The 23,375-nt window shown below is 76.4% G+C and carries 19 protein-coding genes and 1 pseudogene; 16 read left to right on the top strand and 4 right to left on the bottom strand.

The genetic code is table 11. From position 1 onward, the window contains the following. Nucleotides 1–26 precede the first annotated feature (26 nt). From MF672_RS16850 to MF672_RS16840, 3 genes are all read right to left on the bottom strand, one after another. Nucleotides 27–383: a VOC family protein gene (locus tag MF672_RS16850; RefSeq protein WP_242379865.1), complete on the bottom strand. Its 357-nt coding sequence runs from the start codon at nucleotides 381–383 to the stop codon at nucleotides 27–29. 180 nt (nucleotides 384–563) lie between these two features. Further along, nucleotides 564–1,580 carry an agmatinase gene (gene speB / locus MF672_RS16845; protein ID WP_242379863.1) on the bottom strand — a complete coding sequence of 339 codons (1,017 nt, stop codon included), beginning with the start codon at nucleotides 1,578–1,580 and terminating at the stop codon, nucleotides 564–566. Nucleotides 1,581–1,673: 93 nt separating this feature from the next. After that, nucleotides 1,674–3,356: a DUF885 domain-containing protein gene (locus tag MF672_RS16840; RefSeq protein WP_242379861.1), complete on the bottom strand. Its 1,683-nt coding sequence runs from the start codon at nucleotides 3,354–3,356 to the stop codon at nucleotides 1,674–1,676. A gap of 813 nt (nucleotides 3,357–4,169) precedes the next feature. On the opposite strand from MF672_RS16840, the gene MF672_RS16835 reads away from it, so the two are divergent. From MF672_RS16835 to MF672_RS16770, 14 genes and pseudogenes are all read left to right on the top strand, one after another. Next, the gene (locus tag MF672_RS16835) at nucleotides 4,170–5,633 is read left to right on the top strand and encodes an NAD(P)/FAD-dependent oxidoreductase (RefSeq protein ID WP_242379859.1); all 1,464 of its coding nucleotides are present in this window, start codon (nucleotides 4,170–4,172) and stop codon (nucleotides 5,631–5,633) included. Beyond that, entirely contained in the window at nucleotides 5,630–5,923 is a 294-nt protein-coding gene (locus MF672_RS16830; protein ID WP_242379857.1) for a phosphopantetheine-binding protein, read from the top strand. The genes MF672_RS16835 and MF672_RS16830 overlap by 4 nt, the downstream gene beginning before the upstream one ends. Nucleotides 5,924–5,967: 44 nt before the next feature. Then, a pseudogene (locus tag MF672_RS16825) lies at nucleotides 5,968–7,359 on the top strand (condensation domain-containing protein); the annotation flags it as partial. 119 nt (nucleotides 7,360–7,478) lie between these two features. Beyond that, nucleotides 7,479–9,932 (top strand): amino acid adenylation domain-containing protein, encoded by a 2,454-nt coding sequence (locus MF672_RS16820; RefSeq protein ID WP_247815263.1) that lies wholly within the window; start codon nucleotides 7,479–7,481, stop codon nucleotides 9,930–9,932. A gap of 61 nt (nucleotides 9,933–9,993) precedes the next feature. Next, nucleotides 9,994–10,209 (top strand): MbtH family protein, encoded by a 216-nt coding sequence (locus tag MF672_RS16815; protein ID WP_242379853.1) that lies wholly within the window; start codon nucleotides 9,994–9,996, stop codon nucleotides 10,207–10,209. Further along, a complete protein-coding gene (locus MF672_RS16810) occupies nucleotides 10,209–11,747 on the top strand; it encodes an amino acid adenylation domain-containing protein (RefSeq protein WP_242379851.1) in 1,539 nt (512 codons plus the stop codon). The genes MF672_RS16815 and MF672_RS16810 overlap by 1 nt, the downstream gene beginning before the upstream one ends. A gap of 25 nt (nucleotides 11,748–11,772) precedes the next feature. Beyond that, nucleotides 11,773–13,044: an ATP-grasp domain-containing protein gene (locus tag MF672_RS16805; protein WP_242379849.1), complete on the top strand. Its 1,272-nt coding sequence runs from the start codon at nucleotides 11,773–11,775 to the stop codon at nucleotides 13,042–13,044. Beyond that, nucleotides 13,041–14,252, top strand: coding sequence for an MFS transporter (locus MF672_RS16800; protein ID WP_242379846.1), 1,212 nt, complete (start codon nucleotides 13,041–13,043; stop codon nucleotides 14,250–14,252). Before MF672_RS16805 ends, MF672_RS16800 begins: the two co-directional genes overlap by 4 nt. 34 nt (nucleotides 14,253–14,286) lie before the next feature. Continuing rightward, nucleotides 14,287–14,586, top strand: coding sequence for a GYD domain-containing protein (locus tag MF672_RS16795; RefSeq protein WP_242379844.1), 300 nt, complete (start codon nucleotides 14,287–14,289; stop codon nucleotides 14,584–14,586). Further along, nucleotides 14,583–15,653, top strand: a complete 1,071-nt coding sequence (locus MF672_RS16790; RefSeq protein ID WP_242379842.1) for a hypothetical protein — start codon at nucleotides 14,583–14,585, stop codon at nucleotides 15,651–15,653. The genes MF672_RS16795 and MF672_RS16790 overlap by 4 nt, the downstream gene beginning before the upstream one ends. Continuing rightward, entirely contained in the window at nucleotides 15,650–16,618 is a 969-nt protein-coding gene (locus MF672_RS16785; protein ID WP_242379839.1) for a GNAT family N-acetyltransferase, read from the top strand. The genes MF672_RS16790 and MF672_RS16785 overlap by 4 nt, the downstream gene beginning before the upstream one ends. Continuing rightward, the gene (locus tag MF672_RS16780; protein WP_247815262.1) at nucleotides 16,615–17,832 is read left to right on the top strand and encodes an MFS transporter; all 1,218 of its coding nucleotides are present in this window, start codon (nucleotides 16,615–16,617) and stop codon (nucleotides 17,830–17,832) included. The genes MF672_RS16785 and MF672_RS16780 overlap by 4 nt, the downstream gene beginning before the upstream one ends. Next, a complete protein-coding gene (locus MF672_RS16775) occupies nucleotides 17,829–18,683 on the top strand; it encodes a prenyltransferase/squalene oxidase repeat-containing protein (protein ID WP_242383793.1) in 855 nt (284 codons plus the stop codon). The genes MF672_RS16780 and MF672_RS16775 overlap by 4 nt, the downstream gene beginning before the upstream one ends. Next, nucleotides 18,680–19,450, top strand: a complete 771-nt coding sequence (locus tag MF672_RS16770; RefSeq protein ID WP_242383792.1) for a tryptophan synthase subunit alpha — start codon at nucleotides 18,680–18,682, stop codon at nucleotides 19,448–19,450. The genes MF672_RS16775 and MF672_RS16770 overlap by 4 nt, the downstream gene beginning before the upstream one ends. A gap of 12 nt (nucleotides 19,451–19,462) precedes the next feature. Here the strand turns inward: MF672_RS16770 and MF672_RS16765 are convergent, their stop codons facing one another. Then, nucleotides 19,463–20,812, bottom strand: coding sequence for a serine hydrolase (locus MF672_RS16765; RefSeq protein ID WP_242383791.1), 1,350 nt, complete (start codon nucleotides 20,810–20,812; stop codon nucleotides 19,463–19,465). 159 nt (nucleotides 20,813–20,971) lie between these two features. On the opposite strand from MF672_RS16765, the gene MF672_RS16760 reads away from it, so the two are divergent. Both MF672_RS16760 and MF672_RS16755 read left to right on the top strand, forming a co-directional pair. Further along, complete coding sequence (locus MF672_RS16760; protein WP_242383790.1) at nucleotides 20,972–22,705, top strand: histidine kinase; 1,734 nt, start codon at nucleotides 20,972–20,974, stop codon at nucleotides 22,703–22,705. Beyond that, the gene (locus MF672_RS16755; RefSeq protein WP_247815261.1) at nucleotides 22,698–23,372 is read left to right on the top strand and encodes a response regulator transcription factor; all 675 of its coding nucleotides are present in this window, start codon (nucleotides 22,698–22,700) and stop codon (nucleotides 23,370–23,372) included. The genes MF672_RS16760 and MF672_RS16755 overlap by 8 nt, the downstream gene beginning before the upstream one ends. Nucleotides 23,373–23,375 lie beyond the last annotated feature (3 nt).

The following is a 23,375-nucleotide window of genomic DNA, read 5'->3' as shown; positions in this document are numbered from 1 at the left end:
CCCGGCTCCGCGGCGGCGCCCGGCGCTCACTGGTCCTGGATCAGCCCGAGGACGTTGCCGTCGGGGTCGGTGAAGGTGGCCACCACGCGGCCGCCGCCGACCTCGCGCGGGGCGTCCTTGACGACGGCGCCCGCCGCGGTCACCTCGGCGAGCTTGGCCTCGATGTCGCTCACGTGCCAGTGCGCGACCGGCGACGTCATGCCCTGCGGGCCGCCGTTCGGCACCAGCCCGATCTGCTGGCCGGCGACCTCGTAGCCGACGTAGTAAGGCGAGTCGGCCTGCGGCTCGACGCCGAGCAGCGCGGTGTAGACCGCCTTGGCCTTCTCCAGGTCGGTGACGGGGTGCAGCACGGTCTGGACGCCGAGGTTGGTCGAGTCGGTCATGACGGCTCCTGAAGAGGTGTCGATCGTCGGGTTCGGGAAGCGGCCGACGGCGGGGGCGCGCCGCGTCCCGCAGCAGGTGGGGGGCGGTGCGGCCCGGCGGCCGGGGCCGGTGACGTCCACGCTAGCGGCCGCCGGAAGAGCCCTGCTTCTCGATTCCTGACCTCTCCCCCGGACGGCCGGTCAGCCGCGGTCCGCCAGCAGCGGCAGGCGGGGGTCCCACCTCGTCCCGTCCCGCTCGTCCTTGCGCCGGCGGGCGATCGCCGACAACGCCTCCAGCACCACCCGGTTCGCCAGCGCCGCGGTGATGCCGGCGTGGTCGTACGGCGGGCTGACCTCGACCACGTCCATCCCCACCACGGGCAGCTCCAGGCAGGTGCGGCGGACCGCGTCGAGCAGCTCGCGGGCGGTCAGCCCGCCCGGCTCGGGCGTGCCGGTGCCGGGCGCGTGGCCCGGGTCGCACACGTCGATGTCGACCGACAGGAACACCCCGTCGCAGCCGTCGGTCGCCGTCGCGAACGCCTCGGTCAGGCACTCCCGCAGGCCCCGCTCGCCGATCTCGCTCATCTCGTACGAACGCATCCGCTGCCCGGCCATCCACCGCAGGATGTCCGGGCCCGGCCAGTAGCCGCGCAGCCCGAGCTGCAGGAACCGGTCGCCGCGCACCGCGCCCGCCTCGATCAGCCGGCGCATGGGCTGGCCGTGCCCCCACAACGAGCCGAAGTCGACGTCGCCGGTGTCGGCGTGGGCGTCGAAGTGCACGAGGGAGACCCGGCCGGGGCCGAGCACGTCGGCCACGCCCGAGACGTCGGCGTAGGCGATGGCGTGGTCGCCGCCGAGCACCACCGGCACCTTCCCGGCCGCCGTCACCTTGGCCACCTCGGCCCGCAGGTCGGCGAGCGACTTGACGACGTCGCCGGAGAACATCTCGACGTCGCCCGCGTCGCGCACGCCGAGGTCCTTCAGGCCGTCCACGCGCAGCGCCAGGCTGGGACGCGAGCCGTAGTGGCCGACGTAGTCGGTCGAGCGGATGGCCTGCGGGCCGAAGCGGGCGCCCGGCCGGTAGGAGGTGCCGCCGTCGAACGGCGCGCCGATGATCACCACGTCGGCGTCGGCGTACGAGGCGGGGTCGCCCAGGTCGCAGGGCGGGACGCCGAGAAAGGTGATGTCGGGGCCGAGCTGTGCTCCGTAACGCGCCATTGGTCCACCAGATCCCTTCGGGAGAGCACGCGGGTGCGTGCGCCGGAAGCCGTGCGTCGTGTCACTCCAGGACCGCTGCGGGCCCGCCGCCCGTTACTCCAGGGCCGCCAGGACCTCCCGCAGGGTGCCGAGCCCGGCCGGACCGCTGCGCAGCGCGCCCATGTGGAACTCCTTGAGGTCGAACGCCGCGCCCCGCCGGGCCCGCGCCTCCTCGCGCAGGGACAGCCACAACCGCTCACCCAGCTTGTACGCCGGCGCCTGCCCCGGCCACCCCAGGTACCGCTCCAGCTCGTCGCGGGCCCGGCCGGGCTCCAGCAGCACCCGGTCGCGCAGGAACTCAAGGCCCAGCTCCGGCGTCCACCGCTCGCCCTCGTGGAAGCCGGCGCCCGCCGGGATCTCCAGCTTCAGGTGCAGGCCCAGGTCGAGGACGACGCGCGCGGCCCGGAACAGGCTCTTGCCCAGCATGCCGAGCAGGTGAGCGTCGTCGAGGTAGCCGAACTCGCGCATCAGGCCCTCGGCGTACAGCGCCCAGCCCTCGCCGTGGCCGTCGACGAAGCAGAGCAGCCGCTGGAACCGGTTGAGCCCCGGCGTCGCGACCGCGGTGCCGATCTGCAGGTGGTGGCCGGGCACGCCCTCGTGGTAGACGGTGCTGGCCTCCCGCCAGGTGGGGTGCTCCTCGGCGCCGGGCGGCAAAGACCACCACATCTGGCCCGGCCGGCTGAAGTCCTCCGAGGGGCCGACGTAGTAGGCGCCCGCCCCGCCGCCGGGCGGCGCGATGCGGCACTCCAGCCGCATCAGCTCCTCCGGGATGTCGAAGTGGGTGCCGCGCAGGCCGGTCAGCGCGCGCTCCGACAGCTCCCGCATCCAGTCGCGGAACGCCTCGGCGCCGCGCACCCGGTGGCGCGGATCGGCGTCGAGGACGGCGGCGGCCTCCGCCAGGCCCGCGCCGCCGCTGATCCGCCGCGCCAGGCGGCCCCTTTCCGCCTCGACGCGGGCGAACTCCTCCCACCCCCACGCGTACGCCTCGCGCAGGTCGAGCTCCGCGCCGAGGAAGGCCCGCGCGTGCAGGGCGTAGACGTCGGGGCCGACGGCGTCCTCGGCGGGCGCGTACGGCGCCAGCTCCCGCCGCAGGAAGACGGCCAGCTCGGCGTAGGCGGCCGAGGCGGCCCGCGCGCCGGCGTCGAGGTCGGCCCGCAGCGCGTCGCCGACGCCGGGCACGCCGCCGGCCTGCCGGACGAGGGCGGCGAAGAACGGCTCGCGGCCGCCCGACCAGCTCTCGCACTGCTCGGCCGCCCGCAGCACCTGCCGGAGGGCCGACACGACGCCCTTGCCCGCCGAGGCCAGCAGCGCCGTCCGGTAGCCGGAGAGCGCGGCCGGCACCGCGGCCAGCCGCCGGGCGATCGCCGCCCAGTCGGCGGCCGTCGCCGTCGGCATCAGATCGAAGACCTGCCGCACGCCCTGCACGGGGCTGGCCACGACGTTGAGCGAGGCGGCCGGCAGGCCCGCCGCCTGCGTCTCGGCGGCGAGGCCGACCCGCTCGGCGAAGACGGCCCGGGCCACGCGCTCGCCGTCGTCGGCCGGGCGGGCGGCCGCCATCCGCGCCAGTGACCGGGCGGCGAGGTCGGCGCGCGCCTCGTGGCCGGCGGGCGACAGGTCGGGCAGCCGGTCGTCGTGCCCGGCGACGCCGGCCTCGGTCGCGGCGATGGGATCGAGCCGGGCATATTCATCGACGTAGGAATCGCAGATGTCGTGCACGCGCGCAGCATGAAGGCTCACCTTTCGCACGGTACCCAACGGCCCGGCGCTTCCGCGCGCAGCAATGACCAAAATTACGGAAGTCGCGTCCGGCCGGCCCGGTGAATGGCACACCGGGGCCGCGCGCGGCCCTTCCATAACGCGTGCCAATAGGCCACTCGGTATGGCGGGACGCAGGCCGCGTCCCGATCAGCGCGGCCTATCACCACGCGGCGGCCGGGACTGTGAATTGAGCCCGGATAATCGCTGGCGAGCGGCCCGGAGCGGCCCGCGGAACGCCTTTCCGAACGTTTTTCCGGCGGCTGGTGCCACTTTGCCGGGAACACTGGACCACTTTGGCCCGGCGCCTTCCGTACACCCCCTGACCAGCGGCTACCCGGCGGATGTCTTTTGTGCTGCGCACAAAAGCACAACCGTTTCTCCGGCTGTTGCGAGACGCGCGAAGGGCGGGTTATGGTCGGGCAGCGAACGAGGGGCATCGCTTCGTCAATCGGGGGAGGTATTACATCGGCCTGCCGAGGGTCCAAACAGGGGGATACGGGATCGACGCGTTCTGACGGCGTCGCCGGCCTGATCCAGGCTGACCGCGGCCGTCATTGGACGACGTCAGACCGGCTGCCGCGGCGTGCCGTCCGCAGGCCCGCGCCCATTTTCACCGGCGGATGACATCCATCCCGCCCGCCGGCACGTTAATCATTCACGAAAGAAAGCCGGGCGCCGCCCTGCGCGTATTCAGCGGCCCGGCGCCATCGATTCATGTCCGAGTCACACGAAGGGGTCATCCCTGTGGAACAGCGTGGTACTGCGAGTGACGCACGCCCAGACCAGGCCGACGTGGTCATCGTCGGCAACGGAGCTCTCGGCCTGTTCCTGGCCGACGAGCTGATCGAACGCCGGGCCGGCTCCGTGGTGGTGGTCGGCCCCGGCGGCCGGGAGACGGGCGCGAGCCAGGCGGCCGGCGCCATGCTCGGCTGCTTCGGCGAGACCACCACCGAGTCCCTGCGTACCGAGGCCTCGCGCAAGCGGTTCGAGCTCGGCGTGGCCGCCCACGACCGCTGGCCCGCGGTGCTGCGGCGGCTGGAGGAGTTCTCCACCACGGGCGCTCCCCTCCAGGTCGCCACCGCCTCGCACGTGGTGCTGAACAGCGTCGGCGCCGACCTCGACACCGTGAACTTCGAGGCCATGCTCGGCGCCCTCGACGAGTACGGCAAGCCGTGGGCCGAGCTGGACCCGCGCGACATCCCCGGCTACCGGCCGCGCACCGAGTCGCGGGCGCTGCGCGCCGTCCACCTGCCCGAGGAGGGCGCCGTCGACGCGCGCGGCGTGCTGGGCGCGCTCGAACGCCGCATCGAGGCGGCGGGCGGCGTCCTGGTGGACGCGCTCGTCCAGCGGCTGCGCGGCGACAACGGCACCGTCACCGGCGTCGAGCTGGCCGACGGGCACGTCATCGAGGCGGGCAAGGTCGTCGTCGCCGCCGGGGCCCGCAGCGAGGCGCTGGTGCGCACGATGCTGGAGGACTTCTCGATGGTCCCCACCATCCCCGGGCTGGGCTTCGCGATGATCGCCAAGCGCACCGGCGGCGAGCCGTTCCGCAGCGTGGTCCGCACCCCCAACCGCGGCTTCGCCTGCGGCCTGCACGTCGTGCCCGCCCCGCACGGCCGCGAGTACTACGGCGCCACCAACCGCCTGGTCGACCACGTCTCCGGCGTCACCTGGATGGCGGACGTGCGCTTCCTCGCCCAGTACGCCATGCAGCAGCTCGACGAGCAGGTCGCCCGGCACGAGGTGGAGCGCTGGCTGGCCGGCAACCGGCCGGTGACGCTCGACGGCTTCCCGCTCATCGGGTGGCTGCCCAGCTCGGGCCTCTACCTCATGACCGGCACCTACCGCGACGGCTTCCACTGCGCCCCGCTGCTGGCCGTGCACGTGGCCAACGAACTGCAGGGCGAAGCCGGCCTCATCGACCCGATGTTCGGGCCGATGCGGCGGCCCATCGAGACCAGGACGATCGAGTGGTCGATCGACGAGTACGTCCAGCACAACCTCGCCGCCTGGTTCGAGACCGGCGCCGAGGCGGCGCCGCAGATGACCACCGCGCAGATCGCCGACTACTACCGGGTCATGGCCCACCAGTTCTACGACACCATCGGGATCGACTACGCGCTCGGCCCCGACGTGCTCTGGTACGCCCAGGGCAGCCTGCTGGGCGCGCGCCGCGTCGCCCGCTACCTCCACAGTTCCCAGGGCCGCAACGGCTCCCGGCCGGTGCCGGCCGCGGCAGGAAGGGCGAACCGATGACGATCTCCCAGGAGCCGCTGGCGGACACCGTCCGCCGCATCGTGGACGAGCAGCTCAACGTCACCGTCCACGGCTACGACCTCGGCCCGGACGACGACCTGTGGGCCCTCGGCATGACCTCGCTCACCTGCATGGGCCTCATGCTGAGCATCGAGGACGCCTTCGGCGTCGAGCTGCCGGAGGACGCGCTCAAGGAGTCCACCTTCCGCAGCCTCACCTCGATCACCGCGGTCGTGGCGGAGGCCCGCCGCGCCGAGCAGGACGCGCTCACCGCCGAGGGGGCGGCCTGAGCGCCGCCCCGCCACCCGCCGACCGGAGGAGGTAACAGGCAGCCATGCCCAGGTTCGAGCCCCGCCCGACGAATCCCGCCCCGCTGACCCGCGAGCCCGGCGCGGGCGACCCGCCGCTGTCCGCGGGCCAGGAACGCCTGTGGTGGCTGCGCCAGCTCGACGCGTCGTCCGGCCAGTACCACATCACCGGAGGCTGGCGCTTCCGGGCGGGGCTGGACCGGACGGCACTGTCGGAGGCGCTGACCGGCCTGGTGCGCCGCCACGAGATCCTGCGCACCCGGTTCGTGCTGCGGCCCGACGGCACCACCGCGCAACAGGTCCTCGACGACCTCCCCGAGCAGGGCGGCCCGCTCCCGGTCGGGTGGGCGGGCGCCCGGTGGCGGGCCGCCGTCGAGCACGCCGCGTCCGCCCCGTTCGACCTGGCGCGGCCCCCGCTGTTCCGGGTGGTCGTCGCCGCGCTGGAGGACGGGCCCGCGCTGTTCATGGCGCTGCACCACATCGTCACCGACCGGTGGTCGATGGACGTGCTGGCCAGGGACCTGTTCGAGCTGTACGCCGCCGCCCTGGAGCGGCGGCCGCCCGACCTGCCCGACCTGCCCGTCCAGTACGGCGACTACGCCCGCTGGCAGCGCCGCTTCCTGACCGAGGAGACGCTGGAGCCGCAGCTCGCCCACTGGAGGCGGGCGCTGGCCGGGCACGAGCGGCTGGAACTGCCCACGGACCGGCCCCGCTCACCCGGCGCGGGCGAAGGCCCGGCCGGCCAGGGACCGGGCCGCGCGGTCGACCGGGCAGCCGCGCACGCCGCCGGGCGGGCCGTCGTCGTCGAGCTGTCCGAGCAGGCCACCGCCGCCGTGACGGCGCTGGCCTGGCGGGCCAGGGCCAGCACCGGCGTGGTGGTGACGGCCGCCTTCGCCGCCACCCTGGCCGCCTACACCGGCCAGGACGACATCGTCATCGGCGCCGTCCTGTCCGACCGGCCGCGGCCCGAGCTGCGCGACCTCATCGGCTTCTTCGTCAACACCGTCGTGCTCCGGGTGGACGCCGGCGGCGCCCGGACGACGTTCCGCGAGCTGGTCGCCCGCACCAGGGACGCCTGGATGGCCGCCGACGCCCACCAGGACGTGCCCTTCGAACGCGTCGTCGGCGCGCTCAACGCCGGCTCCGAGGACGGCCGCAACCCGATCTTCGACATCGCGGTCAACCACGCGGGCGACCACGGCGCGCTGGCCGACGCCCCGGGCGCGCCCGAGTGGTGGTACCCCGAGCTGCCGGTGACCGCCCGCTTCGACCTCTCGCTCACCACCCAGGTGACCGGCGGGCGGCTGCGGGCCACGTTCGTCTACCGCTCCGCGCTGTTCGACGAGGAGCCGATCGCCGCTCTGGCCGACCGCTACGTCACCCTGCTGGAGCAGGCCGCCGAGACGCCCGGCCGCCCGCTGCGCGAGCTGGGCGCACCGGCCGCACCGGGCCCGGCCGCGCGGGAGACGCCGGCCCCGCGCGCCACCGTCGTCGAGCTCGTCCAGGCCCAGGCGGCCCGCCGCCCGACGCCGAGGCCGTGGCCGGCGCGGGCGGCCCGCTCACCTACGGCCGGCTCAACGCGCGCGCCAACCGGCTCGCCCGCCACCTCGAGCGCCGCGGCGCGGGGCCCGGCCGGGTGGTGGCCGTCTGCCTGGAACGCACCGTCGAGACCTACGTCGTGCTGCTCGCCGTCCTCAAGACCGGGGCCGCCTACCTCCCGCTGGACCCGGCCTTCCCCGAGGAGCGGCTGCGCTTCCTGCTGGCCGACGCGGACGCCGTCCTCACGATCGCGAGCCCGGCCCTGCGCGACCGGCTCCCCTCGGGCGCGACGCCCGTGCTCAGCGTCGGCGAGCCCGACCTCAGCGGCGAGCCGGACACCGACCCGCCCCTCGCCGCCGGGCCCGAGGACCTGGCCTACCTCATCTCCACCTCGGGCTCCACCGGCACGCCCAAGGCCGTCGCGATCCCACACCGCGCGCTGAGCAGGCTCGTCGCGGGCGCGCCCGGCTACCTCGACGTCGGCCCCGGCACCACGTTCCTGCAGGCGGGGCCGCTGACGTTCGACGTGGCCGTGCTGGAGTGGACGCCGCTCGCGCACGGCGGGCGCGTCGTCGTCGACGACCTCGGGCCGCTGCTCGGCCGCCTGCGCGAGGTGCTGCGCGAGCACCGGGTGAGCACCCTCAAGCTCGTCTCGCCCCAGCTCGACCTGCTGCTCGACCTGCCGGCCCAGTCACCGGCCCAGTCACCGGAACAGTCACCGGAACAGTCACCCGGACAGCCGCCGGACGACTTGGCGGCCGACCTTGCCGGGCTGCGGACGCTCGTCGTCGGCGGCGACGTGGTCAACCCCAAGAGCTTCGAGACCGCCCGCCGGCTGCTGCCCGGCTGCCGGGTCATCGCCTCCTACGGCCCCACCGAGTGCACGGTGCTGGCCACCGTCTTCCAGGACTGGTACTGGAGCGGACGGGTGCCGATCGGGCACGCGATCCCGTACACGCGGGCGTACGTGCTGGACCGCGACCTCAACCCGGCCTCCGTCGGCATGCGCGGCGAGATCTACCTGGCCGGCGACGGCCTGGCGCGCGGCTACCACGGCCGGCCGGGGCTGACGGCCGCGGCGTTCGTGCCCGACCCGGCCGGCCCGCCCGGCGCGCGGATGTACCGCACCGGCGACGTCGGCCGCCGCCTGGCGAGCGGCGCGATCGACTTCCTCGGCCGGGCCGACCGGCAGCTCAAGATCCGCGGCTACCGCGTCGAGGCGAGCGAGGTCGAGCACGCGCTGCTGGCCGAGCCCGGCGTCAGCGCCGCCGTCGTGGTGCGCGCCGAGCTGCCGACGGGACCGGCGCTCGTCGCCTACGTCGTGGCCGGCCACCCGGCGGAGCCGGCCGCGCTGCGCCGCTCGCTGGCCGGGCGGCTGCCCGCCTACCTGGTGCCCGACCACGTCGTGCCGATCCCGCGGCTGCCGCTGACCGCCAACAACAAGGTGGACCGGGCCGCGCTGCCGCCCGTCCCGGTGAACGCCCCCAGGAACGGGCCCGGGAGCGGTCCCGCCGCGGTGAGCGGGCTGGAGGCGCGCGTCGCCGAGGCGTGGTCGGCGGTGCTCGGCCGGGACGTGCCGGTGGACGGCGACTTCTTCGACCACGGCGGCCACTCGCTGCTGGTGCCCCGCGCCACCGCCGCCGTCCGCCGCCTGCTCGGCCGGGAGGTGCCGCTCGGGCTCATGCTGCGGCACCGCACGCCCACCGGGTACGCGCGGGTCCTGCTCGACGAGAGCAGCGCCGACCTCGGGGCGGCCACCCGCGAGCACCGCCTGGAGCGGCGCGAGTGGCACGGCCCGGGGCCGGCCGGCGGGCGGCGGGTGGACCTGTTCGTCTCGGCTGGCGCGGCCCCCGCCCGGACGCTGGTGGTGCTCGACGGCTCCGAGTTCGTGGACGTCATGCGGCTGCCCGCGCTGCTCGACCGGCTCGCGCTCGACGGCGACGCGCCCCCGGTCGCCGCGGCGTTCCTCAGCCCGCGCGACTGGGCGGGGCGGCGCGGCGAGCTGCTGGCCGACGCCTACGTGGACGTGCTCGCCGACGAGCTGCTGCCGTACCTGCGGGAATGGCTCGGCGAGCGGGCCGCGCCCGGCCGCGCCACCGTCGTCGGCGCGAGCCTCGGCGCGGTCACCGCGATCCGCGCGGCCCTGCGCCGCCCCGACCGGTTCGCGGGCGCGGTCGCCCTGTCCGGGCCGCTCACCGAGCACCGCCTCGGCCCCGCCGCCCCCGCCCGCCGGCCGGGCCGGTTCCTGCTGGCGGCCGGGCGCGAGGAGGCCGACCTCCTGCTCGACGACGGCCTCAGCCTGGTGGACGCCACCAAACGCACCGGCGAGGACCTGACCGCCCAGGGCCACGTGGTGCGCTGCTCGTACGGCGACGGCGGCCACACCTACGCCGCCTGGGAGGCCGCGCTCCCGGCCGCGATCACCTGGGCGCTGAGCGACCTCCCCGCCTGACCCGCCCATCCGGCACCGCCCAATCGACACCGCCCATCCGACATCCAGGAACGAGGACGAGATGTTCGACGACGAGCACGGCGACTTCCACGTCGTGGTCAACGACGAGGAGCAGTACTCGATCTGGCCGGCCGGCCGCGACGTCCCGGCGGGCTGGCGTCCCGTCGGCCCGCCCGGCCCCAAGGCCGACCGCCTGGCCTTCATCGACCGGACCTGGACCGACCTGCGGCCCCTCAGCCTGCGCCGCCAGGCCGCCGCGCGCCGGGAGGAGGCGTGATGCCGGACCTGCGACCGCTCGAACGCGTCCCGTCGCAGGCCCGCACCGTGTGCGACCTGTTCGAGCACCAGGTGCGCACCCGGCCCGGTGCGACGGCCCTGCGCACCGCCCGCCGGTCGTGGACGTACGCCGAGCTCGGCCGCGTCACCGCCCGGCTGGCCCGGCGGCTGCGCCGGCGCGGAGCCGGCCCCGGCAGCGTCGTCGGCCTGCTGGCCCCGCGCGGCGTGGCCGCCATCACCGGCGTCGTCGCGATCCTGCGCAGCGGCGCGGCCTGCCTGCCGCTGGACCCCGCCGACCCGCCGCGCCGCAACCAGGAGGTGCTCGCGGACGCCGGCTGCGACCAGGTGCTGACCGCCGCGCCCACCCCGTGGCTGCCGGCGGCGCAGCTCATCGACGACCCCACCCTGCGGGGCGAGGACGACGCCGCTCCCCCGCCGCACGCGGCGAGCCCGCTCGACCTCGCCTACGCGATCACCACGTCCGGCTCGACCGGGCGGCCCAAGGTGGTCGGCGTCCCGCACCAGGGCCTGTTCAACCTGATGGTGGCCTCCATCGAGGACCTCGGCCTGATCGAGCCGGGCGACGTCATGCTCTGGACCACCGCCGTCACCGTCGACAGCACCATGCACGACTGTCTCATGCCGCTGTGCTGCGGCGCCTGCCTGGCCGTGCCCGGCGACGCCGACCTGCCCGCGAGCCGGATGGTGCGCACCGCCCGCAGCCTGGGGGCGACCGTGCTGGAGATCCCCGCGGCGGTCCTGGGCCCGTACGGGCGCTCGCTGCTGCCGCGCCTGGCCGCCTCGGGGGTGCGGCTGGTGATCACCGGCGGGTCCCAGCTCGACGGCCCCGGCCTGGCCGACGCGGGCGGGCCGGTGGTCTGGAACGGCTACGGCCCGACGGAGACCTCGGTCGCCCCCACCTGGTACAGGTGCGTCCCGTCCACGCCCCGGTGGGTGCCCATCGGGCGGCCGATCCGCGGGGTGCGGGCGTACGTGCTCGACGAGGACCTGTCGCCCGTCCCCGACGGGCAGGAGGGCCAGCTCTACATCGGCGGCGCCGGGGTGGCGCGCGGCTACCTCGGGCTGCCGGGCCGCACGGCCGCGGTGTTCCTGCCCGACCCGTACGCCGAGCTGCCCGGGCAGCGCATGTACGCCACCGGCGACCGGGTCCGCAAGGGGCCGGACGGCGAGCTGTCGTTCCTCGGCAGGGTGGACGACCAGGTCAAGATCAGCGGCTTCCGGGTCGAGATCGGCGAGGTGGAGCACGCGCTGCGCGAGTGCCCCGGCGTCGTGGACGCCGCCGTGCTGCTGCGCGAGGACGCCCCGGGCGGCGCCGCCGTGGTCGCGTTCCTGGCCGGGACGCCCGCGCCCGGCGAGGAGATCACCGACCGGCTGCGCGACCGGCTGCCCGGCCACATGATCCCGCGCCTGCACGTCTGGCTCGACGCCCTGCCGCTCAACCGCCCGGGCAAGGTCGACCGGACCGCCCTGCGCGCGATCCCGCTCACCGGCGCGGCCCGCCGCGACGGCCACGGGTGACCCGCGCCCCGACGAAGGAGCTCCGATGTCACGAGAAGCCACGCGCGCGCGGCCCGGCGAGGCGGCGCCCGGCCGCCCGGCCGTCGCCGTGGTCGGCGGCAAGCTGAAGGTCGTGCGCAAGGCCCGCGAGCTGGGGGCCCGCGTCGTGCACATCCAGCACCCCGACCGCTACGACCGCGCCCACTGGCCGTACGTGGACCAGGCCCTGCTGGTCGACTACACCGACACCGCCCGGCTGCTGCCGCTGGCCGCCGCGCTGCACCGGGCCTACCCGTTCGACGCCGTCGTGTCGCTGACCGAGCTCGGCCTGCGGCCCGCCGCGCAGATCGACGACCTGCTCGGGCTCGGCGGCACCACCCTCGACACCGTGGACCTGCTGCTGGACAAGTGGCGGATGCGGCGGCGCCTCGCCGCGCTCGGCCTCAGCCCGGTCGCCGCGGCGCTCGGCCGCACCGAGGCCGACCTGCGGGCGTTCGCCGCCGCCCACGGCCTGCCGATCGTGGTGAAGCCGACGAGCGAGGCGGGCAGCCTCGGCGTGACCGCCGTGCGCGACGCGGCCGGGCTCGCGGCCGTCCCCGCCCGCTTCCGCGAGCTGGCCCGCCGGCACGCCGGGGAGCTGGCCGCCGGCCTCGACCGCTTCCTCATGGAGGAGTTCCTGGACGGGCCGGAGGTCAGCGTGGAGACGCTGAGCTTCGACGGCCGGCACGTCGTCGTCGCGGTCACCGACAAGCTCGTCGGCGGGCCCGGCTTCGTGGAGCTGGGCCACTCCACGCCGAGCCGGCACCCCGCCCCGCTGCTGCGCCGCGTCGAGGACCTGGTGGCCGCCTTCCTCGACGCGGTCGGGCTGCGGCACGGCCCCGCGCACACCGAGGTCAAGCTGACCGGCCGGGGCCCGCTCGTCGTCGAGTCGCACAACCGCGTCGGCGGCGACCGCATCAACGAGCTGACCGAGGTCGCCTACGGCGTCGACATGGACCGCTACGCGCTCGGCGCCCGCCTCGGGCTGGTCGAGCCGCTGCCGGCCGCGCCGCCGCCGCGCGCCGCCGCCGCGATCCGCTTCCTCACCCCGCCCCCGGGCCGGGTCGTCGAGGTGACCGGCGCGGACCGCGTCCGGGCCGACCCCGCCCTCGTGGAGCTGGAGCTGACGGTCGCGCCCGGCGCCGTCGTGCGGCCCCTGACCTGGAGCGAGGACCGCGCCGGCCACGTCATGGCGCGCGGCGCGAGCGCCGAGGAGGCGCTCGCGCACTGCGCCCGGCTGCACGACCTGATCGGCATCCGCACCGAGGCCGTGACGTGAGCGCCCCCGCCCGGCCGACGGACGGCGAGCCGCGCTTCCGCGACACCCTGCGGCGGCTCCCGGCCACGGTCTGGATCGTCAGCCTCGGCGTGCTGGTCAACCGGATCGGCAACTTCCTGCCGGTGTTCATGGTCCTGTACCTGACCGGCCGCGGCTTCTCCCCGGCGGCGGCCGGGCTCGTGCTGGGCGCGGCCGGGCTGGGCAACGTGGCGGGCAACACGGTCGGCGGCTACCTCGCCGACCGGATCGGCCGCCGCTGGACGATCGTGGCCTCGATGGCCGCCGCCGCGGGCCTGACCGCCGCCGTGCCGTTCCTCGCCTCGCTGCCCGCGCTGGTGGCGCTGGCCGGGCTGGCGGGGGCCGCCGCGCAGCTCTACCGCCCGGCCGCCGCCGCGCTGCTGGTGGACGCCACCGGCAGCGACCAGCAGCGGCTGGCCGCCTTCGCCGTGCACCGCTTCGCCATGAACATCGGGGCCGCGCTCGGCGGCGTGCTCGGCGGGGTGCTCGCGACCGTCTCCTACGTCGGGCTGTTCCTCGGCAACGCCGCCGCCTGCCTGCTGTTCGGCCTGATCGCGCTGGTGCTGCTGCGCGACGTCCCCGTGACCGGCGCGCCCGAGGGCCACGACCCGGCCGGGACGCGGGCCGGGTACCGGGAGGCGCTGGCCGACCGGCGGCTGCGCCGCTTCCTGCTGATGACGCTGCTGGCCGAGTTCATCTACATCCAGTCCACGGTCGGCCTGCCGCTGCACGTCGAGGCCGCCGGCCTGACCCCGGCCGACTTCGGGCTGCTCATGGGGCTCAACGGCGTCCTGGTCGTGCTGCTGGAGCTGCCGATCACCAGCGCCGTGTCGCGGCGGCGGCCCGAACGGGTGCTGGCGCTCGGCAACCTGCTCACCGGCGCCGGGCTGGCGCTGACCGGCTGGGCCGGCGACATGGGGTGGCTCGCCGCCACCGTCCTGCTGTGGACGCTCGGCGAGATGTTGTACGCCGCGATGGCCGGCGCCTACCTCGGCGGCCTGGCCCCGCCCGCCATGGGCGGCCGCTACCAGGGCCTGTACGGCGCGGCGATCACGCTCGGCACCGGCGTCGGCCCGCTGCTCGGCGGCGCCGTCTACGCCTACCGCGACTGGGCGCTGTGGGCCGTGTGCGCCGTGGGCGGCCTGTGGTCCGCCCAGCTCTGCCTGCCGCGACGCCGCCGCACGACCTAGCACCCGACACGAACACAAAGGGGGGACCGGCACCATGCAGCTCGTCGTTCTCGGCACCGCCACGGACGAGGCGTGCCTGACCGAGGCCGAAGAAGGCGAACGGTTCGCGGCGCTGACCGAACGGCTGCGCGCCCGCGCGGTCACGGTCCGGCACGCCTGGAACCTGCTCGGCCGCCACGACTACCTGCTCGTCCTGGACGTCGAGGGCGGCCCACCGGAGGCGTTCGCGGCCATGTCGATCATCGCCCAGTCGGGCGCCATGCGCACGGAGTCGTTCCTGGCCCTCCCGCTGGAGACGTACTTCGACCTGGCCGCCCAGGTGGCGCGGCCATGAGCGTCGCCGCCGGGCCGGACGTCGTCGAGCTGATCGAGGAGCTGGCCGGCCCGGCCGTGACCGAGCCCGACTACGTCAGCAGCAGCCGCCTGACCAACCGCGTCCTGCTCACCGCCTGGACCGCCCTGACCGGCCGCGAGCCGCCCACCGGCGAACAGGCCGAGCGGGAGTTCCGCGCCGCGCTGGCCGCGCCTGGCGACCTCGGCCCCGCGCAGGTCGAGCGCCTGGCGCGGCTGCTGTGCCCCGAGCCGGGCGGCGACCTGCCCGGCTGGCTCGCCGCCGCCGCCGAGCGGCTGGTCCTGCGGGCCCGGCCGTGGCTGCCGGTGTGGGTGGGCTTCACCTGGTGGGCGCTGGAGTGGTGCCGCCAGTCCGGGTACCGGCAGGTGGTCTTCCTCGGCAGGGACGGCCTGCCGTTCTACGCCGCGGCCCGCCACATGCCGCAGGCCGCCGGCCTCGAACTGTCGCTGCTCGACGTGCCGCGCCGGCTGCTCGGGTCGCCGCAGCTCGAGGCGTACCTGGCCGGGCGGCTCGACCCGGCGCGGCCCGCCGCGTTCGTCGACACCGGCTGCTACGGCACCGTCGTCACCCCGCTCGCCCGCCGCCAGGCCGGCCGGGCCGCCACGTTCTTCCTGACCAGCCGCAATCCGCGCATCTTCGGCTACCTCAACTACCTGATGAGCTGGCACCTGCTGCGCGACGGGCCCGCCGCCGGGCCGGCGGACTTCGGCGTCTACGCCTGCGACCTGGTGGAGTCGCTGCCCAAGCCGTACACGGTGGCCGCCGGCGACGGGCGGGTGCGCCGCGAGCCGGCCGACGTGACGTCGTTCACGCTGGCGATGCGGCTCTGCGTCGAGCTGGCCCGCCACACCCGGCAGTGCGCCGCCGACCCGATGGCGGCGGCCGCGGTGGCGGCCACGGAGCTGTACCGGATGTTCCAGGGCGGCTCCACGGCGCTGCTGCTGGACGCCTGCGCCCCCAAGAACCCGCCGCCCGCCCCCGTCCTCGCCGAGCTGGGCGTCGCCGGGCTGCCGCCGCAGAGCGACATCTTCGGGCTGGCCGGCGGATGAGCGCCGACTACTGGGACGGGCGGGTCAGCCTCTACCACAGCGGCCGGTGGCCGGACGTCACCCCCGAGCGCCGCCTGCCCGGCGGCCCGGCGGGCGGCCCGGCGCTGGTCCTGGACTCCCCCTTCTGGAACGGCTACCAGCGCGACGCCGGCACGCCCGCCGTGTGGGACGGGCCCATGGCCTACCTGCCGTCGCTGTACTCGGTGTACGGCCCCACCCACCTCACCGCGCCCGCCGAGATCGCCAGGACGCTGGAGGAGGCCGCCGGGCGGGCCCGCGCCCACGCCACCGCCGGGCTGCTCGTCGCGAACCTGCCGCGCTCCTGCGCCCGGCGCTGGCGCGCGGTCCGCGAGCCCGACGCGGTGATCCGGCTCGACGTCGCCTACTCCTGCGACGTGCGCGACGGCGTCGACGGCGTGCTGGCGGCCCTGCCGCGCGACGAGCGCGTCGAATGGCGGCGCCGGTGGCGGCGCGCCCGCGAACGCGGCCTCACCATGACGCGGGACGCCGGACGGCTGCCCGAGGCCCTGCGGCTGGCCAACGACTCCGCCGTCAGGCACGGCATCGAGCCGCTGTACGACGCGGCCACGTTCGCCGCCGTGGCCGCGCTGCCCGGCGCCGCCGTCGTCTGCGCCGACCTCGGCGGAGCCACGCTCGCCGCCTTCCTGACCGTCGAGCACGACGGCGTGCTGCACCTGTGGGCGGGCGGCATCGACTACGCGGCGCTGCGCGCGTACAGCCCCTACCTGTTCCTGCTGTACGAGATCCTGGCCGGCGCGCCCGCCAGGGGTGTGCGCCGGGTCGAGTTCGGCAGGGGCAGCTACGCCTTCAAACGCCGCTACGGCTTCACCGGCACCGAGCTGTGGTCGCTCTACTACGCGCCGGGCCCGGAGGCCGCGGCCGCGCACGCGCCCCGGCTGGCCGTCATGCACGAGCGCCTGGCGGCGTTCATGGGGCTGCGGTGAACGCGCGGCGGCGCCTCGCGGCCGTCCTCGTCGCCGCCGGGATCATGAACATCGCCTACACGATGCTCATCCCGCTGGTGCCCGAGCTGACCGGCCGGCTCGGCATGGACGCGGCCTCCGTCGGCCTGGCCTTCGCCGGGTTCGCCCTGGCCAAGGCGCTGACCCAGCCGCTCGGCGGGCTGCTGGCCGACGCCCTGCCGAGGCGGCCGGCCTGGGCGGCGGCGGGCTGGCTGGTGGCGGCCGCCGCCGCGGTGGCCGCCACCGGGCACGCCTCGACCGGCCCGGCCCTGGTGGCGCTGCGGCTGCTCTGGGGCGCCGCCGAGGGCTTCGCCATGCCGCCGCTGTACCGGCTGGTCACCGCGCTCAGCCGGCGGGCCGGGCTCGGCGCGGGGCGGGCGTTCGGCTGGTTCGGCGGGGCGGCCGTCTCCGGCATGGCGCTCGGCCCGGTCCTCGTCGGGCTGCTGCGGCCGGTGCTCGGGTTCTCCGGCGTGTTCCTGGCGGGGCGGCTGGCGTCGTTCACGCTGGCCGGGGCGCTGCTCGTGGCCGCCGCCGGGCGCGCGGCCGAAGGCCCGGCGGACGCGCCGCGCCCGGCGGAGCCGGCTCCCGCCGCGCCGGCGCGCGGCCCGCTCGTCGCGCTCGTCGTCGTCTTCGGCCTGACGGACCTGGTCAGCAACGCCGTCTACGCCGCGCTGGAGCCCACCCTGCCCCTCCACCTCGACCGGCTGGGGGGCGACGGCCTGCGGCTCACGGCCGCGCTGTTCGGGCTCGGCCTGGTCGTCTTCGCCGTGGCCGCGCCGTGGCCGGCGGGCGGCTGGCCGAGCGGGTGCCGCCGGCCGCCCTGGGCGCGGCGGCCTTCGCCGTGGCCGCCGCGGGCTCGCCGGGCTGGCGGCCGCCCCCTCGGCCGGGCCGCTCGGCGGCGCGTTCCTGCTGTTCATGCTCACCCAGCCGGTCCTGTACGTGGTGGCCCGCCGCGGCGTCGGCGTGGTCCCCGAGGCCGCGCTCGGCCGGGTGTTCGGCGTGTTCGGCCTGCTGTCGGACCTCGGGTTCATCGTGGGGCCGCTGGCCGGGGCGCTGCTGTTCGAGCGGCTGGGCGGCGGCGCGTACGGCCTGCTGGCCGGCGTCGCCGCCGCCATGGCCGCCTTCCTGTACGCGGCGCGGCCCTTCGCGCGCCGGATCGAGCTGTCCATGAAGCGACCAGAACGGATGATCCATGACCGGCACGATTGAGACGTTCCTGCGCGGCCGCTCCCCCGCGCCCGGCCTGTACGTGGAGCGCGGCGGGACGCAGCCCACGATGGAGGCGCTGCGCTGGGCCACCGAGCTCCGCGCGATGCTGGACCTCGCGCCGCGGGTCAAGGAGGAGGGCCTGGCCCTCGTCGCGGCCTGCCTGCGCAGCTCGGGAGCCTACGCCGGCTCCCCCGACCGGCCCGAGCCGGCGCTCGACGCCACCTACTACGCGACCAAGGTGCTCGCCCTGGCCGGCGACCCGCGCCGGCTGACGCCGCAGCTCGCGACCTGGCTGAGCGGCGTCGTGTTCGGGCCGAGCGGCAACGTCCGGCTCGACGTGGACGAGCTGTTCTACGCGGTGCGGGCGATGGAGTTCGCCGGGCAGAGCCTGGACGCCGGGCAGGCGCACCGGGTCGCCACGTTCGTGCGGGCCTGCGCCGACCCGGGCGGCGGCTTCGGGCTGCTGCCCGGCGCCGCGCCGGACATCGAGCGCACCTACTGCTGCGTGCTGATGCTCGGCCTGCTGACCGGCTGGAGCGCGCCGGCCGAGCACCGCGCGTTCGTCGCCGCCTGCCTGCGCGACGGCCTGTTCCTGTTCCGGCCCGGCGACCCGGCGGGGCCGTCGCTCGCCGCCCAGTACTGGGGGCTGCGCGCCGCCCGCCTGGCCGGGGTGCCGGTCGCGGGTGAGGCGCTGCGGGCGTACGTGGCCGGGCTGCGCAACGACGACGGCGGCTACGGCGTCCGCGGCGGCGGGCCGGGCCGCGGGTCCACGCTGTGGGAGAGCTACTGCGCGCTGCGCGTGTCGGCCCTGCTGGACGAGGGCGAGGCGGCGGCGTGAGCGCCCCCGCCGGCGTCGCGGCGGCGCTGGAGCTGGGCCGCGCGATCAGGTCGGGGCCGCGCCGCGCGCTCGGCCTCTACCTGGTGCCCGGCTACCCCGACTGGCCCACCAGCGTCGCGGCCGTGCGCGCCGCCGTCGCCGCCGGGGTCGCCTTCGTGGAGTTCCCGGTCATCGCGGCGCCCACCTGGTCGCCGCGCACCGGGCCGGTGATCGCCCGCGCGCTCGGCCACCTGCTCGCCCACCCCGACGCGGCCGGCCGCCGCGACTGGCTGGCGGCGGCCGGCCCCCGGGTGGCCGTCGTCTACGAGTCGGCCTGGCCCGCGCCGGACCAGTGGCGGATCCCGGCGGAGGGCGCGGCCGGGCTCCTGCTGGAGCACTCCGCCCCCGCCCCGGAAGCGTGGGCCGCGGCGGCGGCCGGGCACGGCGCGTTCCTCGTCCCCGCACTGCGGGCCGGCGCGCCCGGCCTCACCCCGGGCGAGCGGGACGTGCTCGGCCACGGCGCGGGCTTCGTCTACCTGGCGATGGGCGCGCGCACCGGCCAGTGGGACGCCGGGCCCGGACAGGTGGCCGCCAAGCTGGCCGCCGTCGCGGCCGAACGGCCGGACCTGCCCGTGTGCTGCGCGTTCGGCCTGTCGAGCCCCGCCGACCTCGAACGCCTCCCGCCCGGCTGCGACGGGGCGATCGTCGGCAGCGCCGCCCTGGAACACCTGGAGCGGGGCCTGGACCGCTTCACCGGATGGCTGCACGCCATGCTCGCCGCCGCCTGACCGCCGCGCCGGTCAGCCGGCGGCCAGGGTGAACGCGCCGCGGGCGAGGGCGACCAGCTCCAAGCCGGTCGTCCGCTCGTCGAAGGGCGCCTCCGGGCTGACGCCCATCAGGGCCACCACGTACGTCCGGCCCTCGGCCGTGCGGGCCAGGAAGCTCAGGCCGAGCACGCCCGGCTCCGAGCCGCCCTTGAACCACACCCGCGGCCACCGCGCCGGGTCCAGCCCGAGCCCGGCGTCGTTGACCGACATGATCTCGCCGATGCGCGGGTCCCGCAGCTCCGCCAGGCCCGCGTAGGCGCGGCAGAGCCCGGCCGGGGTGGCGAACCATTCGAGCCGGTCCAGCTCGCGCGGCTCGTTCCACGGCGTGACGGCCGACAGCGGCACCCGGTCCACCACCCGCGCCAGGTAGCGGCGGCGCTCCGCCGTCCCGAGCGACAGGTAGCGCCGGGCGTGGTGCGGGTAGTCCGCGCCCTTGAGCACGAACAGCTCCCGCGTCGTCAGGAACGGCACGTCGCGCGCGGCGTCACCGCCCCACGCGCGCACGGTCCGCTCGACGGCCGCGCGGCCGGCCTGGTGGATGAGCAGGTCGGCGGCCGTGTTGTCGCTGATGGAGATCATCAGCCGGGCGGCCTCCAGCACCGTCACCGTGCTGCCGTCCGGGCGATCCTGGAGCCGGCCCGCGGGCAGGCTCTTCAGCTCCGGGCGGATCGTGATCGGGGTGTCCCAGCCGAACGCGCCCTGCCGGATCCGCTCGGCCACGGCGCCCAGCACGTACAGCTTGAACATCGAGCCGAGCGGCCTGGTGGTGGCCGGCGCGAGCGCGTGGACCGGGCGGCAGCGGCCGCCGCCGGTCAGCTCGGCGGCGAGGAACCCCGCCTGCGGCGCCGCCGCGCGCAGCCGCCGCTCCAGCTCGGCCCAGCTCGTCGGGGCGGGCGCGCCGAACAGCAGGTAGTCGATCAGGCCCGCGCCGTCCACGGTGAGCGCGAGCGTGGCGGCCTTGCCGCCCGCGACCACGAGCGCCTGCACCGAGCGGTCCTGGGAACTTGCCAGCCGGTCCAGCCGCATCCCGGCGTACGCGGCCAGCGCCTGGTTGACGCGGGCGGGCGGGATCTGCTGGAGGAAGCCGGCCGCGAAGTGGCGGGCCAGCTCGGCGTCCGGGACCGGCAGGCGGGCGGCGGCGTCGAGCAGCCAGCCCAGTTGCCGTCCCGCCGGGGTGTCGGGGGCTCCGGTGGGGGTGGACTGTGTGGGCGTGGCGGCAGGGGTGACGGCGGCGCCTGCGGGGGTTCCGGCGGCGCAGGCTGCCAGGCCCGTGGCCAGCAGGGCCGCTGCCAGGGTCCGCGCGGTCTTCGACGGCAGGGTCATGATGGGCTCCTTCGGACGGCGATGTGCTTCCCAGGCAAGCGAGCCCGGCCCGGCGCGGCCACCCGGCCGGCCGCCGTCGTCGAAGGTGCGGCCGGCCGCACGGAGAGTGCGGACAACCGCATGGACGCCCGGCCCGGCCGTCGGCGACGATGGTGACCCATGAGTTCCAGGCTGGTGGCCGGGCTGCTGGCGACGACAGCGGCAGGCAGCGCGGTCGTGGGCGTGATCCTGCAGAGCGGGCCGTCGGTCCCGCCGCGGCAGTGGTGGCCTGTCCTGTTCTGGGCGCTGCTGCCCGCCCTGGGCTGGCTGCTCACCAGCCGCCGGCCCGACGTCCGCTACGGCTGGCTCGTGCAGGCCACGGCGCTCTGCCTCGGGCTGAGCCTCCTCGGCATGGGCCTGACGATCAGGACGGACGCGCGGCCGCCGCTCGCCTCGCTCCCGCTCGGGCTGCTCGCCGTGTTCTACGCGCTGGCGTGGGTGTTCGTGCCGCTGCTGTTCCCCGAGGGCCGGCTGCCCGGACGCCGCTGGCGGGCGCTCGCCTGGATCGCCGCCGCCGGGACCGCCGCCCATGCGGCCGGGCTCGTCGCGTCCGGGTACACCGTGCACCGGCCGTACGAGCCGAACACCGCCGTCGCGCTGACCGGCGCGCTGGCCGGCGCGGCCGGGCAGCTCATCGTGACCGCCGCCGCGCTGGTCGTGGCGGGCGGGCTCGTCGTGCGGTGGCGGCGCGCCGGGCCCGCCGAGCGCGGCCAGTACGCCTGCATGGTCGCCGGCGCCGTCCTGACCATGGCCGGGATGGCGCTGGTGCTCCTGTACGGCTACGGGGGCGGCTCGTGGGTGAGCGGCGCGCTCGGCTTCGTCGCCGGGTTCGGGGCGCTGCCCGGCGCGCTCATCGTCGCCGTCATGCGGCACCGCCTGCTGGACATCCGCTTCGGGCTGCGCGGCTCCCGGCTGAGCCTGGTCTTCGACCTGCGGCCCACCGTGGACGAGGTGCTGCACGACCTCGGCACCGCCCTGGAGGACACGCCCGAGCCCGCCGCGCAGCTCGGCCGGCTGGCGGCGGCGGTCCGCGCTGGGCTGCAGACCCGGTGGGCGGCCGTCACGCTGGCCGACGGCACCCGCGTGGTCGCCGGCCGCGAGGAGGGCCCGGCCGTGCTCGCCGTCCCCGTGCGGGGCGGGCTCGGCCTGCTGGAATGCGGCCCCAAGGACGCCGGGCGGCTCGGCGCGGAGGACCGCCGCCTGCTCCACGCCCTCGCCGTGCCCGCCGGGCTGGCCATCCAGAACGCCGGCCTGCTCACCCGCCTGGTCGGCGCCCAGGAGGCCGAGCGCCGGCGCATCGAGCGCAACATCCACGACGGCGTGCAGCAGCAGCTCGTCGCCCTCATCGCCGGGCTCGAACTGGCCCGCGCCGCCGGCGCCGGCCCGCAGCAGCTCGCCCGCCTGCGTGACCAGGCCCGCCAGACCCTCGCCGACCTGCGGGAACTGGCCGCCGGCATCCACCCCTCGGCGCTCAGCCAAGGCGGCCTGGTGGAGGCGGTGGAGGAGCGCTGCGCCGGGCTGCCCGTGCCCACCACCGTCGTCGCCGACCCGGGGCTGCGCGCCCGCCGCTTCCCCGACGAGATCGAGGGCGCGCTCTACTTCACCGTCAGCGAGGCCGTCGCCAACGCGCTCAAGCACGCCGCGGCCGGAAGAATAGAGGTACGCCTGTCGCAGGCGGGCGGCCGCCTGCGGGCGGCGATCACCGACGACGGCCGGGGCCTGCCGGACTCCGCCGCCCGGCGGGGGCTGGCCACGCTGGCCGACCGGCTCGGCGCGCTGGGCGGCGGCCTCGCCCTCGACAGCCGCCAGGGAAAGGGGACCAGCGTGCGCGCCTGGGTGCCGGCCGATGACTGACGACCGGATCCGCGCCGTCGTGGCCGACGACCACTACCTCGTCAGGGAGGGCACTCGGCAGCTGCTGGAGACCTCGGGCGAGGTGCGCGTCGTCGGCGCGGTCGGCGACGCCGACGACCTGCTCGACGCCGTACGCCGGCTCGCGCCCGACGTGGTGGTCACCGACATCCGCATGCCGGGCGGCGCGTGGCGGCAGGGCTTCGAGGGCATCGACGCCGCGCACCGCATCAGGGCCCTGCACCCGCGCGTCGGCGTCGTGGTGCTGTCGCAGTACGCGGACGCGTTGTTCGCCGTCGAGCTGTTCAGGCAGGGCACCGAGGGGTTCGCGTACCTGCTGAAGGACCGCGTGGGGGACCTGGACGAGCTGCTGGGCGCGATCCGCGCGGTCGCCTCGGGCGGCTCGGTCATCGACCCGAAGGTGGTGGAGGGCCTGCTGGCCAGGCGCGACGTCCGCGGCGGGCCCGAGGCGCTGACCCCCAGGGAACGCGACGTGCTGCGCGAGATGGCGCGGGGCCGCTCGAACCCGGCCATCGCGCGGGTCCTGCACCTGTCGGTGTCGTCGGTGGAGAAGAACGTCAACTCCATCTTCACCAAGCTGGGGCTGGAGAACAGCGGGGACGTGCACCGGCGGGTGGCCGCCGTCCTGTCCTACCTCGACCCGGGCTGACCG

The organism is Actinomadura luzonensis, assembly GCF_022664455.2.
Lineage (GTDB): Bacteria > Actinomycetota > Actinomycetes > Streptosporangiales > Streptosporangiaceae > Nonomuraea > Nonomuraea luzonensis.
Note: the sequence above shows the minus strand (reverse complement) of the source record. Positions and strands in the feature narration are given on the sequence as shown.

Excerpts from the sequence above, each read along its gene's own strand:
- MF672_RS16850 (WP_242379865.1), bottom strand. The coding sequence starts at position 383 with ATGACCGACTCGACCAACCTCGGCGTCCAGACCGTGCTGCACCCCGTC.
- speB (WP_242379863.1), bottom strand. The coding sequence starts at position 1,580 with ATGGCGCGTTACGGAGCACAGCTCGGCCCCGACATCACCTTTCTCGGC.
- MF672_RS16830 (WP_242379857.1), top strand. The coding sequence starts at position 5,630 with ATGACGATCTCCCAGGAGCCGCTGGCGGACACCGTCCGCCGCATCGTG.
- MF672_RS16815 (WP_242379853.1), top strand. The coding sequence starts at position 9,994 with ATGTTCGACGACGAGCACGGCGACTTCCACGTCGTGGTCAACGACGAG.
- MF672_RS16810 (WP_242379851.1), top strand. The coding sequence starts at position 10,209 with ATGCCGGACCTGCGACCGCTCGAACGCGTCCCGTCGCAGGCCCGCACC.
- MF672_RS16805 (WP_242379849.1), top strand. The coding sequence starts at position 11,773 with ATGTCACGAGAAGCCACGCGCGCGCGGCCCGGCGAGGCGGCGCCCGGC.
- MF672_RS16795 (WP_242379844.1), top strand. The coding sequence starts at position 14,287 with ATGCAGCTCGTCGTTCTCGGCACCGCCACGGACGAGGCGTGCCTGACC.
- MF672_RS16790 (WP_242379842.1), top strand. The coding sequence starts at position 14,583 with ATGAGCGTCGCCGCCGGGCCGGACGTCGTCGAGCTGATCGAGGAGCTG.
- MF672_RS16785 (WP_242379839.1), top strand. The coding sequence starts at position 15,650 with ATGAGCGCCGACTACTGGGACGGGCGGGTCAGCCTCTACCACAGCGGC.
- MF672_RS16775 (WP_242383793.1), top strand. The coding sequence starts at position 17,829 with ATGACCGGCACGATTGAGACGTTCCTGCGCGGCCGCTCCCCCGCGCCC.
- MF672_RS16765 (WP_242383791.1), bottom strand. The coding sequence starts at position 20,812 with ATGACCCTGCCGTCGAAGACCGCGCGGACCCTGGCAGCGGCCCTGCTG.
- MF672_RS16760 (WP_242383790.1), top strand. The coding sequence starts at position 20,972 with ATGAGTTCCAGGCTGGTGGCCGGGCTGCTGGCGACGACAGCGGCAGGC.
- MF672_RS16755 (WP_247815261.1), top strand. The coding sequence starts at position 22,698 with ATGACTGACGACCGGATCCGCGCCGTCGTGGCCGACGACCACTACCTC.